General features: G+C 43.5%; 12 protein-coding genes and 1 pseudogene. 9 read left to right on the forward strand and 4 right to left on the reverse strand.

Annotation, left to right across the window (positions count from 1 at the left end; all coding sequences use genetic code 11):
• Nucleotides 1–65: 65 nt before the first annotated feature.
• Together QUB52_RS26250 and QUB52_RS26255 are read left to right on the forward strand one after the other, a co-directional pair.
• Entirely contained in the window at nt 66–2,426 is a 2,361-nt protein-coding gene (locus tag QUB52_RS26250; RefSeq protein WP_332975241.1) for a Calx-beta domain-containing protein, read from the forward strand.
• A gap of 88 nt (nt 2,427–2,514) precedes the next feature.
• A complete protein-coding gene (locus QUB52_RS26255; protein WP_332975242.1) occupies nt 2,515–3,708 on the forward strand; it encodes a leucine-rich repeat domain-containing protein in 1,194 nt (397 codons plus the stop codon).
• Between the two features lie 68 nt (nt 3,709–3,776).
• On the opposite strand, the gene QUB52_RS26260 is transcribed toward QUB52_RS26255, so the two are convergent.
• From QUB52_RS26260 to QUB52_RS26275, 4 genes are all read right to left on the reverse strand, one after another.
• Nucleotides 3,777–4,124: a hypothetical protein gene (locus QUB52_RS26260; RefSeq protein WP_265240078.1), complete on the reverse strand. Its 348-nt coding sequence runs from the start codon at nt 4,122–4,124 to the stop codon at nt 3,777–3,779.
• Between the two features lie 100 nt (nt 4,125–4,224).
• A complete protein-coding gene (locus QUB52_RS26265) occupies nt 4,225–6,678 on the reverse strand; it encodes a GH116 family glycosyl hydrolase (RefSeq protein ID WP_332975243.1) in 2,454 nt (817 codons plus the stop codon).
• A 199-nt stretch (nt 6,679–6,877) separates the two neighbouring features.
• Nucleotides 6,878–7,483 (reverse strand): Uma2 family endonuclease, encoded by a 606-nt coding sequence (locus QUB52_RS26270; protein ID WP_332975244.1) that lies wholly within the window; start codon nt 7,481–7,483, stop codon nt 6,878–6,880.
• A 29-nt stretch (nt 7,484–7,512) separates the two neighbouring features.
• Complete coding sequence (locus QUB52_RS26275) at nt 7,513–8,070, reverse strand: gamma carbonic anhydrase family protein (RefSeq protein ID WP_332970701.1); 558 nt, start codon at nt 8,068–8,070, stop codon at nt 7,513–7,515.
• A 106-nt stretch (nt 8,071–8,176) separates the two neighbouring features.
• Between QUB52_RS26275 and QUB52_RS26280 the strand changes: the two genes are divergently transcribed.
• The 7 genes and pseudogenes from QUB52_RS26280 (at nt 8,177) to QUB52_RS26310 (ending at nt 15,843) form a co-directional block, all read left to right on the forward strand.
• The gene (locus QUB52_RS26280; RefSeq protein ID WP_265240073.1) at nt 8,177–8,686 is read left to right on the forward strand and encodes a TIGR02652 family protein; all 510 of its coding nucleotides are present in this window, start codon (nt 8,177–8,179) and stop codon (nt 8,684–8,686) included.
• Nucleotides 8,687–8,846: 160 nt separating this feature from the next.
• A complete protein-coding gene (locus QUB52_RS26285) occupies nt 8,847–9,284 on the forward strand; it encodes a VOC family protein (RefSeq protein ID WP_265240092.1) in 438 nt (145 codons plus the stop codon).
• Nucleotides 9,285–9,498: 214 nt separating this feature from the next.
• Nucleotides 9,499–10,350, forward strand: a complete 852-nt coding sequence (locus QUB52_RS26290; RefSeq protein WP_332970702.1) for a sulfotransferase — start codon at nt 9,499–9,501, stop codon at nt 10,348–10,350.
• Between the two features lie 426 nt (nt 10,351–10,776).
• Complete coding sequence (locus tag QUB52_RS26295; protein WP_332975245.1) at nt 10,777–12,174, forward strand: sulfotransferase family protein; 1,398 nt, start codon at nt 10,777–10,779, stop codon at nt 12,172–12,174.
• 5 nt (nt 12,175–12,179) lie between these two features.
• A pseudogene (locus QUB52_RS26300) lies at nt 12,180–12,515 on the forward strand (transposase); the annotation flags it as partial.
• Between the two features lie 329 nt (nt 12,516–12,844).
• Entirely contained in the window at nt 12,845–14,851 is a 2,007-nt protein-coding gene (locus QUB52_RS26305; protein WP_332975246.1) for a heavy metal translocating P-type ATPase, read from the forward strand.
• A gap of 71 nt (nt 14,852–14,922) precedes the next feature.
• Nucleotides 14,923–15,843, forward strand: a complete 921-nt coding sequence (locus QUB52_RS26310) for a vitamin K epoxide reductase family protein (RefSeq protein WP_265240069.1) — start codon at nt 14,923–14,925, stop codon at nt 15,841–15,843.
• The last annotated feature ends 409 nt before the right edge of the window (nt 15,844–16,252 follow it).

The following is a 16,252-nucleotide window of genomic DNA, read 5'->3' on the forward strand; positions in this document are numbered from 1 at the left end:
TCCTTTCTCTTCGCTGTGCTTATCTCAACGGTCAACTTTCAATTTGATGTATTTGCCAAAGTGAGATGCACCCTAATGCAGTCAACGATGCACCTGGGTTTGTCAAAGGGGGCGATCGCACTTTTAGCAGCAACTCCGGCGCGCAAACCATCCCCGGATGGGCGACGGCGATTTCTCCGGGCCCCGCCAACGAATCGGGACAAACTGTGGCTTTCCAAGTAGTCGGAAATGACAATGCTGCTTTGTTTAGCGTACCACCTGCGATCGACTCGGCGGGCACTCTAACCTTTACACCGGCGCCAGGGGCGATCGGCAGTGCTAATATCACTTTAAACCTGAAAGATAATGGCGGTATAGATAACGGTGGTGTCGATAGTTCGGCTAACCAAACTTTCAGGATAAACCTCAATAATCCAGGCACATTTAACTTCAGCAACGCCAATTATATCGTTAATGAAAATGGTAATTTTGCCACAATTACCGTTACTCGCACTGATTCTAGTAATGCGGCTGCTGCTGTAAATTATAGCACAAGTAATGGCACTGCTAATTTTGGAATCGACTATAACCAAACATCGGGAACCTTAAATTTTGAAATTGGTGAAACTGCTAAAAATTTCACCATTAAAATTGTAGATAATTCGGAAATAGAAGGCAATGAAACTGTTAATTTAATCCTGAACAATCCCACGAATGAAGCCGATTTAGGAGCGATTTCTAGTTCTGTTTTGACTATTGTAGATACCACTCCAATTCCGACTCCAATTCCGACTCCGACACCAATTCCGACACCGATTCCGACTCCGACTCCTGCGGAAACTCCAATTCCGACACCAACTCCAACTCCTGCGGAAACTCCGACGCCAATTCCAACTCCAACTCCTGCGGAAACTCCGACGCCAATTCCAACTCCAACTCCTGCGGAAACTCCGACGCCAATTCCGACTCCAACTCCTGCGGAAACTCCGACGGCGAAACCAGTTGCGACTCCGACTCCTGCGGAAACTCCGACACCAATTCCGACTCCGACTCCGACACCTGCGGAAACTCCGACGGCGAAACCAGTTGCGACTCTAACTCCTGCGGAAACTCCGACACCAATTCCGACTCCGACTCTAACTCCTGCGGAAACTCTGAAGGCGAAACCAGTTTCGACACCAACTCCTGCGGAAATTTCAATTCCGACACCAATTCCAACTCCAACTCCTGCGGAAATTTCAATTCCGACACCAATTTCGACTCCAACTCCTGCGGAAACTCCAATTCCAACGGCTAAACCTGGGGAAATTGCGATCGCAAATCCGAATTATGCGATCGCCCAAACCGAAACTTCCCAACCTGCGCTAATTCCTGCTGTTTCGGAAGACTGTATGTGCGATCGCATCAATTTACCCGATCGCGCTTCGATTCCCGCCCAAAATATCCCTGCAAACACCCTCAGCGGTACAGACAGCAGGGATTCCCTAACCGGCAGCAATATTAATGACAGCATCAACGGTTTTAACGGCAACGACTTGCTAATGGGCTTATTGGGTAGCGATAATATTTACGGTGGTTTTGCTAGCCCGGTTGCTGTGGGCGCGGATGTAGATAGCGACACCATATTTGGTAACGAAGATCATGACTACATCGTCGGGCACGCTGGGAATGATGTTATTTATGCCGGGAAAGATGACGATGTGGCGATCGCAGGCAAAGATGATGATATAGTTTGGGGCGATAAAGGCAACGATACCTTGCTTGGGGATGAAGGTGATGATACCTTACTTGGTGGTACTTCAGACTCGTCTGATGGTGATTTAACTGGACGAGATTTGCTTTTTGGCGATCGCGGCAACGACGTTTTGTACGGGCAAGAAAGCGCAGATACTCTTGCTGGCGGCGGTGACAATGATACTATCCACGGCGGCAAAGATCACGATCTAATTTGTGGCGATTATGGCAACGATCGCCTGTTTGGAGATTTGGGAAGTGACACGATCTGCGGCGGCGAAGGCGATGATACAATTTTCGGAGATATTGACAATATTGCGACGGATGCTAGCAGTCAAAAAGATTATTTGTGCGGCGGTAACGGTAACGATCTAATTTTTGGCGGTGGAGATACGGATCAATTGTGCGGCGGTGAGGGTAACGATACTCTGTGGGGCGGTAACGGTGATGATACTTTGATTGGGGGAAGCGGGCGCGATTACTTTTGCTTGACTGCGGCGGAAGGTGGCGATGTTATTGTTGATTTTAGGCAAGGTGAGGATTTATTGGTTTTGATGGGAGGCTTAAAGGGCGATCGCATCAGCATAGTTCAAGAAAACACTACAACCTTAATCAAAATTGCCAACACAGATAAAATCTTAGCTACTCTCAACGGCGTACCAGCTAATCTCATCACTCAACAAGATTTTATCGTAATTGACTTTGGTTCGTAGTGAGGACTTTAGTCCTTCTTCACTTGCGTAAGCGATGTTATCATGAATTCACTCAGAGAGTTTCTAGAAAAACTGGGAGGAACGCCAAATGTTAGAAAAGCTTTTAAGTAACAGGAATTTGTCTCTAATTGCGAAGCGGTATGGTTGGCAGTGTATCGTCTTCAGCCTGTCTTTAATTCTAATTCTTAGCGGATGCAGATTGCCCCAGGCTGTCAGGCAGCAGACACCGACAGCAGACAGATTGCCTGCGTCGGTTGCCCAGCAAACACCGACAGCAAACTACAAAACTTTTACCGATTGGTGTGCCAATAAAGTTAATTTGAACCCAGAGGCTAGAATTACTGTTGATGCGTTGTTGAAGGAAGCTGGAACTAATGAGTGCCAACCAGCTAACCAGAAGCTTTCAAGTCTCCCTCAACTCTACCTCGCTGGCAATAAAATATCAGACATTACACCCCTAAAATCTCTGACCAACCTCACTTACCTGTACCTCGCTGGCAATAAAATATCAGACATTACACCCCTAAAATCTCTGACCAACCTAACTTTCCTTGAACTCTTACAAAATAAAATATCAGACATTACACCCCTAAAATCTCTGACTAAACTAACTGCTCTCAGTCTCAGTAGCAATGAAATATCAGACATTACACCCATAAAATCTCTGACTAAACTAACTGCTCTCAGTCTCAGCGTCACTAAAATATCAGACATTACACCGCTGAGATCTCTGACTAAACTAACTAAACTCGACCTCGGTGGCAAGGAAATATCAGACATTACACCCCTGACATCTCTGACTAAACTAACTGAGCTCGGTCTTAGTGGCAATGGAATATCAGACATTACACCCCTGACATCTCTGACTAAACTAACTTTCCTGAACCTCGGTGGCACTAAAATATCAGACATTACACCCCTAAAATCTCTGACTAAACTAACTGCTCTCGGTCTCAGCAGCAACGAAATATCAGACATTAAACCCCTGACATCTCTGACTAACCTAACTTCCCTCATCCTTAGCGGCACTAAAATATCAGACATTAAACCCCTGACATCTCTGACTAACCTAACTTATCTCGCTCTCACAAACAATCCAATATCAGACATTAAACCCCTGACATCTTTAACTAACCTAATTGAGCTCATTATTAGAGACACTAAAATATCAGACATTACACCCCTGACATCTCTGACTAAACTAACTAAACTCGACCTCGAAGACAATCCGATCGCAAATAAAACCTGCCCCCTCAAACCAGAGTCTATCTGTCAGTTTTAACGGCTGGGGAAGAGTGCGCCACGGAATTTTTAGCAGGAAGTACGATCGCACTTACACACAACCAATCCCTAAAAAGACCGTTTTGACAGTGATTCGCTGTGACTCGTTAACTCTGGTTTCAAGGAAATTGGCAAAAACACTAACACATCCAAATACCACCACCAGCGTTGAGGAGGAATAGCTTCAGCTTTTCTGATGTCAGCTAAATTGACAAAGCGCGACAACTCATGATAAAAATCATTTACATTTTCAATTAATTGGCGATCGCCCTTGGTGAGTAACGTCTTTTCGGCTTCACTCAAGTCAGATTCAATTTCTACGAGGCGATCGCGAATTTGAAGCATTTCCAAGTGTTCTGCACCGCTGACATCAGGAAACTCAACACTAACACAATAGTTTTTTAACACAGAATTCATAAGCAACCAGATTTATCCAACTGGTTCGCAATCAAGACTTCAGTCCTTCCTTAGCTTAACTCAAGAAAGGACTGAAGTCCGAACGATCGAACCTAATTCCCTATTTAAAACCAGTCAACACCCCATAAATTGCCCAAATCGCCATCGCCCGCAAATAGTGACTCGCCCGAAAAGTCCCGCCCGCCGTAATAGCTTCCGGCGTGCGAAACTGCAACCCATTCTCATAAATCTGCCTCACCACCGCATCAGTCAACTTAAACGCCTTATCCTCCATTCCCATCTGTACCAAAAAAGCCGCCAACCCAAAATTAATCCCCGTCCAAACTTCCAAAGGATGAGTCGCGTTCGGATTTTCCGGCGCACCGTTTAGCATTACTCCATTCGCCGCCCCAAACTCGCCGTCATTGAACTTTAAAAAACAAGATTTATACACAGTTTCTAAAGCGCTGACAGCACATTCTGGCGGCACAATATCCGGCAATCCTAACAATTTTGCGTAAAATTGACCGCACAATTGGTCTGCCATCACTACTTCCGAATTACTCTCGCTATCCAAACGGTAATATTGACCGTTCCACAGTTTTTCCTGATAGTTCGGTCTTGCTTGTAGCAGCCAACTGTGATATAATGCAATCTTTGCTTGGGGATTGGGAATTATTTCGGGTGCTGCATCTTCTAAGACTTCGCCGATCGCGATCGCAGCTTCCAGCGCCGCCAACCACAAACCCCCGCAATACGCACTAATCCCCCGCATTTGCCAATCATCAAACGTCTGATCCGGCGCACCCGAATTCTCAGGAATGCCGTCCCCATCCTCATCAAAAGTTTTTAGATAAGCCAAAGCCTCAACAATGGCAGGCCAACAATCTTGCAAAAACTCACAATCTGTGCTACCAGTCAACAGAAAATCCCGATAAACCTGCAACACAAAATCGCAAGGTAAATCCTTCCATAAATTGCAATCTTGATAGCTAGTATAATTCGTTTTCTCCCAAGGATGTTCGTTGGGAGCACCCAAATCGTGCGGTGTGGCACCGACAGCTTTTCTAATAGCCGCAGATTGATTCCAGCCAACAACTCGCGGAGTATCGTCTCCCGTCGAAATTGCCCTCGCAAAGGCAATCATTACCGACTTTTCCAATTCAGGCCACAGCATCAACAAAGCAAAAGAACCGTACAGTCGCACGTCTAAACTTTCGTACCAGCGGTAATCAATGCACTCCAAAACCCCAAATTGACCCTTGGGATCGCGTTCATCCGCCGCAGTCCAAAGAGTACCGCCGTCAGTCAAAATGTACAACTCATTAAACAGCGCCATTTTGAAACTGTCGGACAAATCTGTACGTTCTAAAATGGGTTTTTGCCAAGCTTCAATACTTTCGCGCCAAGTATCGGAATGCTTCATCGCGGTACGAATAATCGGCCAAACATTTTTGCCATTCCGTCCGAAGAAATCAGTATAGCGGCGGTAGTAAGAAACTCCCGATGCAAACTCAGTAACTGGCAAATCCCAAGCTAAAATAAAGGGAATTTTGCGAGTTTTGCCTGGTCTAATTGTAAAGCGAACTGCGATCGCACAAGCCAACCGTTCCCCTGCGGCGGCGGCTGTCTCATCTCTGTCATCCAACAAGAAACCTTCACTAGAAAAGTGTCGCCAAATATCCTCGCCATTCCCCACCGGATTCCAGCGAGTCTGATAGAATACTTCTACCGCCGGATTGGTAATAGTTGCGATCGCCCACTGTCCCTCCCCCTCTTGTGGCTGATCGTTAGCACTCAACCGCGCCATCACGCAACCAATTCGGTGAAAATCTTCCACAAACAAATTCAAATTTCCGGCACTTTCTCCCCACCGGGGTTGATAGTCATAAAATGGACTACCATCATCTCGCACCATGACTTCCGGCGACTTGTTAGCATTAGTAAACCAGCCGACAATATTCTCCCAAGTCAGCATGATGCTGAGAGTAATCGGCGCATCTGTAGGATTGTGCGCCACCCATTCAAACATCGCAACTGGGTAACTGGTTTCTTGATAATTATTCGGCAAAATTGGCGAAAATTGCTCGCAACTTAATTGAGCCTCAAACACATTTTCATAAACAAACCAACTACGCGGATACAAAGCATGATAAGTCCCAGAATTTGACTCTTCTCCCGTTATTTCTTCATCTTCCCTTCTTCCTTCTTCCTTCTTCCTTCTTCCTTCAAAAGGATACCATTTCCAACTAGATAAACTGCCATCTTGCGGAGGTTCAGTAGACAGTGCATAGGCTTGTTTCTTACCTTTTGTTTCTTCAAAAACGCTGAATTGACAAGCGGGTAAACTGCGAAAAATATGCTCGCCGCCGTCGATGTGCCAGAGGTTGAAGTCGCCACGGGGCGATCGCCCGATGCAGCCAGCCCCGAAGCCACCCAGAGGCATTCCGTGCCAGGGCCCGTCGTCGAGATTGCTTGCATAGCGGACTGTATAGGGATTCTCCCAACCGAGGCCGATGGGACGTTTCCAGGTATGCGGAGGGATGTTTGGGTTAGATGTGCGATCGTTATTCATGGGATTTATCTTAGCGCGCGATCGGGCTTAACAATCATTTTTTATTTAAGAAAACCGGGCGGTTGAAACCGCGTATATACAGACAAAACCCGACGGGAGTGGGTTGAAGAATACCGGGCAATTAAAATTATGTTATTTTCTTGAGTCCCTCTGAGCTCGGACTTCGTTTTTGTAGACGCGGTTTCAACCGCCGTCTCATCTAACGGGGCAGAATATCATCTAACCGCAGTTGCAAACTCTTTAATAGAGGAGAAACAATCGGTTCGCCCAAGCGAAATAGTTGCTTGGTATAATCTCGATCAATCAGTTCGCAAACCGTGACAGTAGGTTGTTTCGGTTTACCGATAAAAGCCACACCCCCCAATCCACGATAATCAACTATCCAATATTCTGGAATTCCTAAAAGAGCGTATTCTTCAACTTTTCGGGCATAATCTGTTTCCCAGTTAGTGCTGACAACTTCTACAACTAATTTAATCGATCGCCCTAACGTAATCACAGGTTCTCTTTCCCAAAGCGGTTCGCTGACAAGGGCGGTTTCATCTAACACGACAATATCGGGACGGCGCGCCGTAGCAGCGTCAGCAAATGGACGGATTAAACAAGTCCGGGGAATAAACCAAGGTAGTTTTTCGGCTGCGATCGCAATTCCGATTTGAGTAGCCAGTTTACCACTGACGGTTTCGTGGGGGCCTGTGGGTGACCTGTCAACTAATTCTCCGTCAGCGAACTCGTAGTGGCAGTTGTCACAATATCGATCGACAAATGTTTCAAATGTGAGAATTTTTGGCGCAGTGTAAGTCATGGGAAACTAATTGTTTTTTGCTAAAAATCCTATTCTATCAACGAACCAAATCCCAAATCAGAACCTTTCCCCGCGTGAACCAAAGCCAACTTTTCGTAACGCTTAGCGTGTTCCACCAACTCCTCAGATTCCTCCTCAGACAAGTCTCGCAGCCGCTTCGCAGGCACTCCCGCAACCAGCGTTCGAGGGGGAACGTCCTTCGTCACAACCGCCCCTGCACCGACGATCGAGCCTGTGCCCACTCTCACTCCGTCCAGGACGATCGCCCCAATCCCGATCAAACACCCCCGTTCAATGTAAGCTGAATGAATCACCGCTCGGTGTCCGACAGTCACAAAATCTTCCAAAATAGTCGGTTTTCCCGGATCGCCGTGCAGAATTGCTCCATCTTGGATATTGGTACTTTTGCCGATCGCAATTCGCTCTACATCCCCCCGCACCACCGCCCCGTACCAGATACTCGCGCCCGCAGCCACTTCTACCCTGCCGATGACAACAGCGCTAACAGCGACAAAAGCAGCTTGGGAGAGATCCGGCAATGGCCAATAGGCAGGATTTGCAGGCAAAGGTTCGTTGAGATTACTCATCTTTTTGGTCGATCGCGATACTTCTAGCAGATTAGCTGGTTGTTAATACGGGATATAATAAAACTATTTGCCACGTTTGCAGATAAATATGCTGGGACGCAAATAAATGATTGAATTTGCCTTGCAATACCCGATGTTTGGCCCGGAAATTCAGTGTCCCCACTGCCGCCAAACAATTCCGGCTTTAACGCTCACGGATACCTATTTGTGCGTGCGTCACGGGGCATTTGAGGCAGATCCAAAAACGGGGGAACTGGTTCATCTTCAGTCAGGGCGGCACTGGCGCCGCTGGGAGGATGAATGGTATCGCCAGCACACTCATCCGGACGGGATTCGGTTTGAAATTCACGAAGCGCTCGATCGACTTTATACTCAAGGCTATCGAGCAACTCGCGTGATCGTTGCTCAACGCTATCGGGACTTAATCAGCGCTTATTTGGAACGCAGCACGCCTTGGCGGGGCCAACCGGATTCGCCGCGTCCAAAGCTGTACGGTTTACCTGTGGATTTTAGCCCAGATCCCCAGGAGGAGCCTTGCTGGGAAGTGATTAATTTTGATTTGGAAAAAGAGCCGGGAGTTCCTACTAGATATCCCTATTTTCGGTTGTTTGAATAATCATTGGTCAGTAGTCAGTAGTCAGTTGTTATTGGTTATTTGTTATTGGTTATTTGTTATTTGTAGCAACTACCAACTACCAACTATCAACTATCAACTGCCAACTGCCAACTGTCAACTGTCAACTGCCAACTGTCAACTGTCAACTGTCAACTGCCAAATGCACCACGCCTCGATCCGCACTGCTAACATTCACCGGGCGATCGCCTTTTACGAACAGTTAGGATTTACTGTGAGCGATCGCTTTACCACAGGTTACACCTTAGCCTGTTGGATGGAAGGTCTTAACGGACGCATCGAACTAATCCAAATCCCGGAACCAAAACCCGCACCCGATGCTTTCGCAGACGAGCATTATGTGGGATATTATCATTTATCCTTCGATTTAACTGAGGCGACGACAGACTTACCTAGGTGGTTGCAGTCTCTCAAACAGCGGTTTGAGGAAGCTGCTAAAGACCAACCAAACCAATTTCAAGCTTTGAAAGTTTTATTAGAACCGACTCAACAGGCGATCGGGCAAAATGTTTACGAAGTAGCTTTTATTGCCGATACAGACGGATTACCCTTAGAATTTATCCGGCGGATGAATAGCTAATTAAGTCTGAGTTGAAACACTTCAGAAATCCCATCAGCGTGCATCTGTGTTCATCTGCTGATATCTGCGGTTAAAAAATCCGGCGTTGCTGATTTACAGTATGAAAGGCTAAATATGCCCGTCATAGAAACCAGTATTCACAAAGCGTTTGGATTTTCAACTTATTTTTTTCATACCCTGATTAAGCAACACCCAATTTATCTATTACAGCGATATGGTGCTAAATTCTGGATCAAGAATCAATCAAAAGGTTTGTTTTATCTGTGGCGCTGGTCACTCTGGCTCTACGCTTCTAGGACTTATACTGGGAAGTCATCAGGATTGTTTCTACTCGGGAGAGGCAAGGAAAGCCAGATTCATGCAAAATACAAACTACCCCATAAAAAGAACTTGCAACATTTGTGGTATCAATTGTCCAGTTTGGAAAGATTTTATTACTAGCACTCACCTAGACTTATACGAACAAATATCGCTCAAAACACAAAAGCCAATTGTAGTTGATTCTACAAAAAACACTTCTTGGCTAGAAGAACAAATAGCCACTATTCAAAAAACATCTTCCCAACCTTTTTTGATATTTATCCAAAGAGATGGGCGGGCAGTTATCAATTCCCGCACCAGAAAATATCCTCAAAAAAATGTCAAAGAAATAATTAATGATTGGAAGGAACTCATCAATGAAACCCAAGAATTGTACCGTCATTTTAATGGTAATAAAATTAAGATAAAATATGAACATCTTGCCACAAATGTAGAAAGTGTCATCAGAACGCTTTGCGATTTTTTGGAAATAGACTATCAACCCCAAATGGTTAAATATTACCAGCACGAACATCATCCAGTAGGAGGAAACAACGGAACGAAGTTTTTAATAGTAAAGGCTCAACACAAAAATACAGAAGAGTTTTTACCTAATGTATCAAAGGGTTGCTCAGATTATTACCAAAATCATGGTTTAGAAATTACTTTAGATTTGCGTTGGCGTCAAGAACTTGACCCTACTGTGGAGCGTTTATTTGAACAAATTGCCGATAAAGAAAACGAAGAATTGAAATGGGAGGTGTAGCATCGAACCAACTTTTGATATTTCTCAGACCTCTTCTCAACTCAAAATTGTTCGGAGTATTGTAAATTTGCTATGAAAATTCTGCTATTAAGCGTTCACCCTCCACAAGGAGGTGGCTCATAGCAATTCACTATTAATCTGCACTTAATAGACCTCTTGCAAAAATAATTAGGACGATGCTCAGAGCCCATCCCACAATTTTTTTTCTTTTGGGATTGGCTTCTAGCCCGTCCGAAAATTTGATTAAAAAGACTTATGCAAGAGGTCTAATATGTCGCTTGTTACATAACTTTTAAGAATTGGTACAAGTTCACACCATTATCATAAATTTACAGAAAAATCAAGCACTTGACTTCTGATTTTTCTGGTGATAGTATAATTTATCAGCTTTCCAAGTTAAAAACTCAGGCTTGGAATTAGAATACCATGAAAAAAATCGATTTAGTTTTTAGAACTGTTGGCGAAAGAACATCCCAAATAGCCCTAGACCTAGCCATCAAAAATATTCAGCCTCGTCAAGTTCATATTATTGAAAATGTTAAACCTTTTGCCCACGCTGTTCAGCAAATGCTGAAGATGAATTACGATTGTGATTTTGTTGTCTTCATGGATGCTGATTGTTTAATTATGGAGGATATGTCTCCTTTCCTTACCAGAAATAGTTTGCCATACGTAGACTGTTATGTTCTTGATAAATTCAGAGGTCATATTCATTGTGGTGTACATATTACTAGAATTGATGTAATCAGAGAAATGCAAGCAATTAAAGTACCTGATAATGATGCTAAATATGTGTTAAGACCTGAATCAAGAACTCGTGCACTGGCACTAAAAAAACTGAAGCTAAAAAAAGCATTTAAGAAATTTAACATTATCCATGACTTTTTTCAATTCTATCACCATATTTTTGCCAAATGTGCTTTGAGAGAACTGAGAAGTCGCCAAGATTATCATCAAGCTAAATTAACTATTTGTCAGGAAGATTGGGGAAGACAAGAAAAAGATTTAGATTTTTTGGTTGCTAAATTTGGTGTAGATTCTGCAAGAAAATATATTTCAAAGCAGGCAAGTCAGCCGGAAATTGCTAGGTTTATTGAGAATTTACCAAATATTGCTCTCCGCGAACTTAAGCAAATGAATATTTTGGAAAAAGCTCCTTTGACGTTAGCCGAAACTATAGAATTTTCTAGTAAAATTATTATTCAAAGACCCATGATAAGTAAAAAGATGAAAGTTTTTGGAATTGGCTTGAGTCGCACGGGAACTAAAAGCTTAACAATGGCATTAAATATGCTAGGGATTAATGTTGTTCATTATCCTGATGATGAGACAATTTTACAAGACCTGATGGCTGCTAAGTATGACTTTTCGATTCTCAATGATTATGATGGGATTACAGATATAACGGTAGCTCCTTTTTATTCTCAGTTAGATAAATTATTTCCTGATAGTAAGTTTATCTTAACCGTGCGTAATAAATCATGTTGGTTAAAGTCTTTAGAAGCTCACTGGTCAAAGAGGTCTGCGTTTGATTTCGATCCTAGTAATGAGACTAAGATGCAGATCAGAAGATTATTAAGAGCGGCTGTTTATGGTACTTATGCGTTTAATGAAGATAGAATGTCTTATGTTTATGATTTACATTATAGAAATGTGCTTGAATATTTTAAAGACCGTCCAGAATCTTTGTTAATTATTGATGTTTGTGATGGCGAAGGATGGGAAAAGCTCTGTCCATTTTTCAATTTACCTATATTAGAAGAACCTTTTCCTTGGATGAAGAAGAAAACGGTTTTGACCGAAATATTGTCAGGGGTGAAGTGATTTTGCTATATCGAACGCAGGAAAATCGAGATTGGTGCAAAGAAAGAGGAATTAGGATGAGTGGCGTTCCTCTAGGAAGACCCAAAAAATATTAGCAAGTCAAAGAAGAAACAAGCTCAGTCAGACGAGAGAATTCGTAACTCAATTGAAGGAAAATTTGGAGAAGCTAAAAGAAGATTCAGCCTTGGTAGAGTCATGGCTAAACTTTCTAATACTTCTGAAACAACCATCGCCATAACTTTTATGGTGATGAATCTTTCTGCCCTGGTACGGCAGGCTTTTTGACTTTTTTTTATGTCTATTTCACAACAAAAACCTTTTTTCATGTTTTCTGCCTGTGACGATTAGCACAGATTATGTTCTCTTAACAATACTTAAAAAAATGGGTAGACAGAAACCGGGTTTTTTCACCAAAATACTCGCCAAAAACCCTTAATCTCGCTGAAAAATCCGGTTTTTTGAGCTTTGTGTATCAGCCATCTAATTACTTCCCCGCAATTGAGAATAGTTATTATTATTAGTTAGTTGTAACAGTCACTACCAATTTAAGAATATTTTTCAGAAAAATAGCTAGACTTTGAGTTAAAAATCTAGTATATTGTCCTCTTGAACCATATAATGTGAACATCTATTCATACTATCAGGCGTAAGCAAAAACCCAGAAAACACCATGCAAAAAGCCAAATCAAGCGATTCCGGTTGCTGTAGTCACGACGCACACCACGAACACAGCCATGAGAATCATAACCATGACCATGACCACGACCACGGTCACGACCACGACCACGGTCACGACCACGGCAACGGAGATTTCAACCTCAAGCAAGAATTGATTCCTGTTATATCAGTTGTTTTACTATTTATCGGAGGTTTAATATTTGAAGAAAAACTGCACAACACGCCCTATTCTATAGCCGAATATCTGGTTTTCATCCCCGCCTATCTTTTGAGTGGATGGAATGTTTTAACCAGTGCCGGCCGCAACATTCTGCGAGGTCGAGTATTTGATGAAAATTTTTTAATGACTGTGGCAACACTGGGGGCTGTAGCCATTCACAAACTTCCAGAAGCAGTCGGCGTGATGTTGTTTTTCAAAATCGGAGAACTCTTCCAAGAATTTGCCGTAGGGCGATCGCGTCAATCGATCAAATCGCTCTTAGAGATCCGCCCAGACAGCGCCAACCTCAAAGAAAATGGTGACATCAAAAAAGTTTCGCCCGAAACCGTAGCCGTCGGCGAGATCATCCTTGTCAAACCAGGCGAAAAAATCCCCTTAGACGGTGAAATTATCGACGGCAATTCTCAAATTGACACGTCTGCACTAACTGGAGAATCAGTACCTCGAACAGTGAAAGTTGGAGAAACAGTTTTAGCAGGAACAATTAACCAGACAGGAGTTCTCACCGTCAAAGTTACCAAAATATTCGGTGAATCTTCAATCTCCCGAATTCTGGAATTAGTAGAAAATGCCAGAAGCAAAAAAGCTGAAACTGAAAAATTTATCAGCAAATTTGCCAGTTACTACACGCCTTTTGTAGTATTTGCATCATTAGCAGTGGCTTTAATTCCGCCTTTGTTCATTTCAGGAGCAACTAATGCCGATCGCCTTTTGTGGGTGTACCGCGCCCTAGTCTTGTTAGTTATTTCCTGCCCTTGCGGATTAGTGATTAGCATTCCTCTCGGATACTTCGGGGGAATTGGTGGTGCAGCCAAGCGCGGTATTTTGGTGAAAGGCTCGACTTTTCTCGATACTTTGACAGCAGTCAAGACAGTTGTTTTGGACAAAACAGGAACTCTGACAAAAGGAGTTTTTAAAGTTGCAAAAATTGTGCCTCAAAATGGTTTTTCACAATCTGATTTGATGGCAATGGCTGCCAAGGTAGAATCTCAATCAAATCACCCAGTCGCGAAATCTATTCTGGAAGCTTACGGCGGAAAAATAGATTCTTCGGAGGTGACAGATTACGAAGAAATAGCGGGACACGGCATCCGAGCCAAAGTGAATAATCAAATTGTGCTTGCCGGAAATGACCGTTTGCTACACCGAGAAAACATCCCTCACGATGTTTGCAATGCTGAGGGTACTGTCGTACATTTAGCGGTAGACAACCGCTACGCTGGCTATATTTTAATTGCTGACGAGCTGAAGGAAGACGCAGTACAAGCTATTCGTGACCTCAAGAAATTGGGTGTGGAGCGCATCGTGATGCTCACAGGAGACAATCAAGCTGTAGCCGATAGTGTTGCGAAAAAGCTCGGTTTAGATTCCTACATAGCTGAGTTATTGCCCGAAGGAAAAGTTGAGGCGATCGAAAAACTGATCGCCGAATCTAAAAAAGGCGATAAAATTGTCTTTGTCGGGGATGGAATTAATGATGCACCGGTTCTTGCTAGGGCTGATGTCGGCATAGCGATGGGCGGTTTGGGCTCCGATGCGGCGATCGAAACTGCTGACATTGTGATTATGGCAGATGCACCGTCAAAGGTGGCTGAAGCGATCCAAATTGCCAGAAAAACTCACAAGATTGTCTGGCAAAATATCATTTTTGCCATGTCAGTCAAAGCGATATTTATTGGTTTGGGTGCTTTTGGTTTGGCGACAATGTGGGAAGCTGTTTTTGCCGATGTTGGGGTAGCTCTGGCAGCTATTTTCAATGCAACTAGAGTTTTGAAATAGAGAAATCGCAGCGTGTAAAATTTCATTTTACAACAATTGAGACATACATTCATTTTGAGGTCAAAAATACTATGCACCGTCAACGTTCTCTGCCCTGGATTTATCGATATTCTCGCCCGATCATGGCAGGAATTGCAAGTATTGGGGCTGCGATTACTGCTTATCTAACAGCCGTCAAGTTATCCCAAGGAGCGGTAACTTGTCCCATAGAAGGCTGCGATATCGTGCTTTCGAGTCCCTATGCCTATGTCTTTGGTTTGCCTCTTTCTTTGTTCGGGTTTTTGGGCTATTTGAGCATGATAATTTTTGCCGTAGCTCCCCTATTTGTCAATTCTTCAGCACAGAAGAGTCTCCGCTCTAAATTAGAGTCTTGGACGGGACTATTTTTGTTTGCTGGTGGCACAGCAATGATGATTTTTAGTGGCTATCTGATGTATGTACTGGCTGTTGATATCAAAGCAGCTTGTATTTACTGCATTGCGTCTGCTTTGTTTGCAACTAGCTTGTTTGTCTTAGCATTAATCGGTCGCGAATGGGATGATATCGGGCAGCTATTTTTGATCGGAATTCTGGTATCTATGTTAGTGTTGATTTCCTCTGCTGGTCTTTATGCCGATGTGAATAATCTCGGTACTGCCAAGGAGACAAGCATGAATACTACAACATCTTCTGGCACTTCTGAAATTGCTTTAGCGCAGCATTTAAAAAGAGTGGGAGCTAAAATGTACGGCTCTTATACCTGCTCTCACTGTCAAGCGCAAAAGGAAAGTTTTGGCAAAGAGGCGGCTCGAATTATCAATTATATCGAGTGCAATCCTCAAGGGAAAAATGCGAGACCTGATCTTTGCCAAGCTGCAAAGATTCAGGGTACTCCCGCTTGGGAAATTAACGGTAAGTTTTACGAAGGGCAAAAATCGTTGAATGAGTTAGGAGATTTATCTGGCTATCAGGGAAGTCGGGAATTTCAAAATCTCTCAAGTCAGAAACGTTGACCTGTCAACTGTCAACTGTTAACGGAATTGATCTGATTCGGAAAATAATACCATGCGAGAAAAGTATCCGCTCAATAAATCGGGGTAGACTACCTTGTTGGGAACGATTTTGCGATGTTTGAGGCTCTTAGTGAGCGATTTCCCCCGATTTATTGAGCGGATACCGAGAAAAAATGTTGCAACAATAAAATTGTTGGGCGGAGTGAAACGGAGCGTTGTTTCGTTCACCGAATGTGTAAGGTGCGTCGCTATTAGATTTTCGGCGTTGCTGATTTACGGTATGAACGGCTAAATAGGCAAATCATAAAAACCATTCTCCACAAAGCTTCTGGCCCACATTCCGCAGATATTCAGACAAATTTAATAATTTTAAATTTGGAGGCAGGAAACCCTGAAGTAAATACCTAGC

Source organism: Microcoleus sp. A6-C6, from assembly GCF_036705955.1.
In the GTDB taxonomy this organism is placed as follows: domain Bacteria; phylum Cyanobacteriota; class Cyanobacteriia; order Cyanobacteriales; family Microcoleaceae; genus Microcoleus.

What these genes read in the sequence shown, in the direction of transcription:
- QUB52_RS26250 (WP_332975241.1), top strand. Translation starts at nt 66, where the DNA reads ATGCACCCTAATGCAGTCAACGATGCACCTGGGTTTGTCAAAGGGGGC.
- QUB52_RS26255 (WP_332975242.1), top strand. Translation starts at nt 2,515, where the DNA reads ATGTTAGAAAAGCTTTTAAGTAACAGGAATTTGTCTCTAATTGCGAAG.
- QUB52_RS26260 (WP_265240078.1), bottom strand. Translation starts at nt 4,124, where the DNA reads ATGAATTCTGTGTTAAAAAACTATTGTGTTAGTGTTGAGTTTCCTGAT.
- QUB52_RS26265 (WP_332975243.1), bottom strand. Translation starts at nt 6,678, where the DNA reads ATGAATAACGATCGCACATCTAACCCAAACATCCCTCCGCATACCTGG.
- QUB52_RS26270 (WP_332975244.1), bottom strand. Translation starts at nt 7,483, where the DNA reads ATGACTTACACTGCGCCAAAAATTCTCACATTTGAAACATTTGTCGAT.
- QUB52_RS26275 (WP_332970701.1), bottom strand. Translation starts at nt 8,070, where the DNA reads ATGAGTAATCTCAACGAACCTTTGCCTGCAAATCCTGCCTATTGGCCA.
- QUB52_RS26280 (WP_265240073.1), top strand. Translation starts at nt 8,177, where the DNA reads ATGATTGAATTTGCCTTGCAATACCCGATGTTTGGCCCGGAAATTCAG.
- QUB52_RS26285 (WP_265240092.1), top strand. Translation starts at nt 8,847, where the DNA reads ATGCACCACGCCTCGATCCGCACTGCTAACATTCACCGGGCGATCGCC.
- QUB52_RS26290 (WP_332970702.1), top strand. Translation starts at nt 9,499, where the DNA reads ATGGTGCTAAATTCTGGATCAAGAATCAATCAAAAGGTTTGTTTTATC.
- QUB52_RS26295 (WP_332975245.1), top strand. Translation starts at nt 10,777, where the DNA reads ATGAAAAAAATCGATTTAGTTTTTAGAACTGTTGGCGAAAGAACATCC.
- QUB52_RS26305 (WP_332975246.1), top strand. Translation starts at nt 12,845, where the DNA reads ATGCAAAAAGCCAAATCAAGCGATTCCGGTTGCTGTAGTCACGACGCA.
- QUB52_RS26310 (WP_265240069.1), top strand. Translation starts at nt 14,923, where the DNA reads ATGCACCGTCAACGTTCTCTGCCCTGGATTTATCGATATTCTCGCCCG.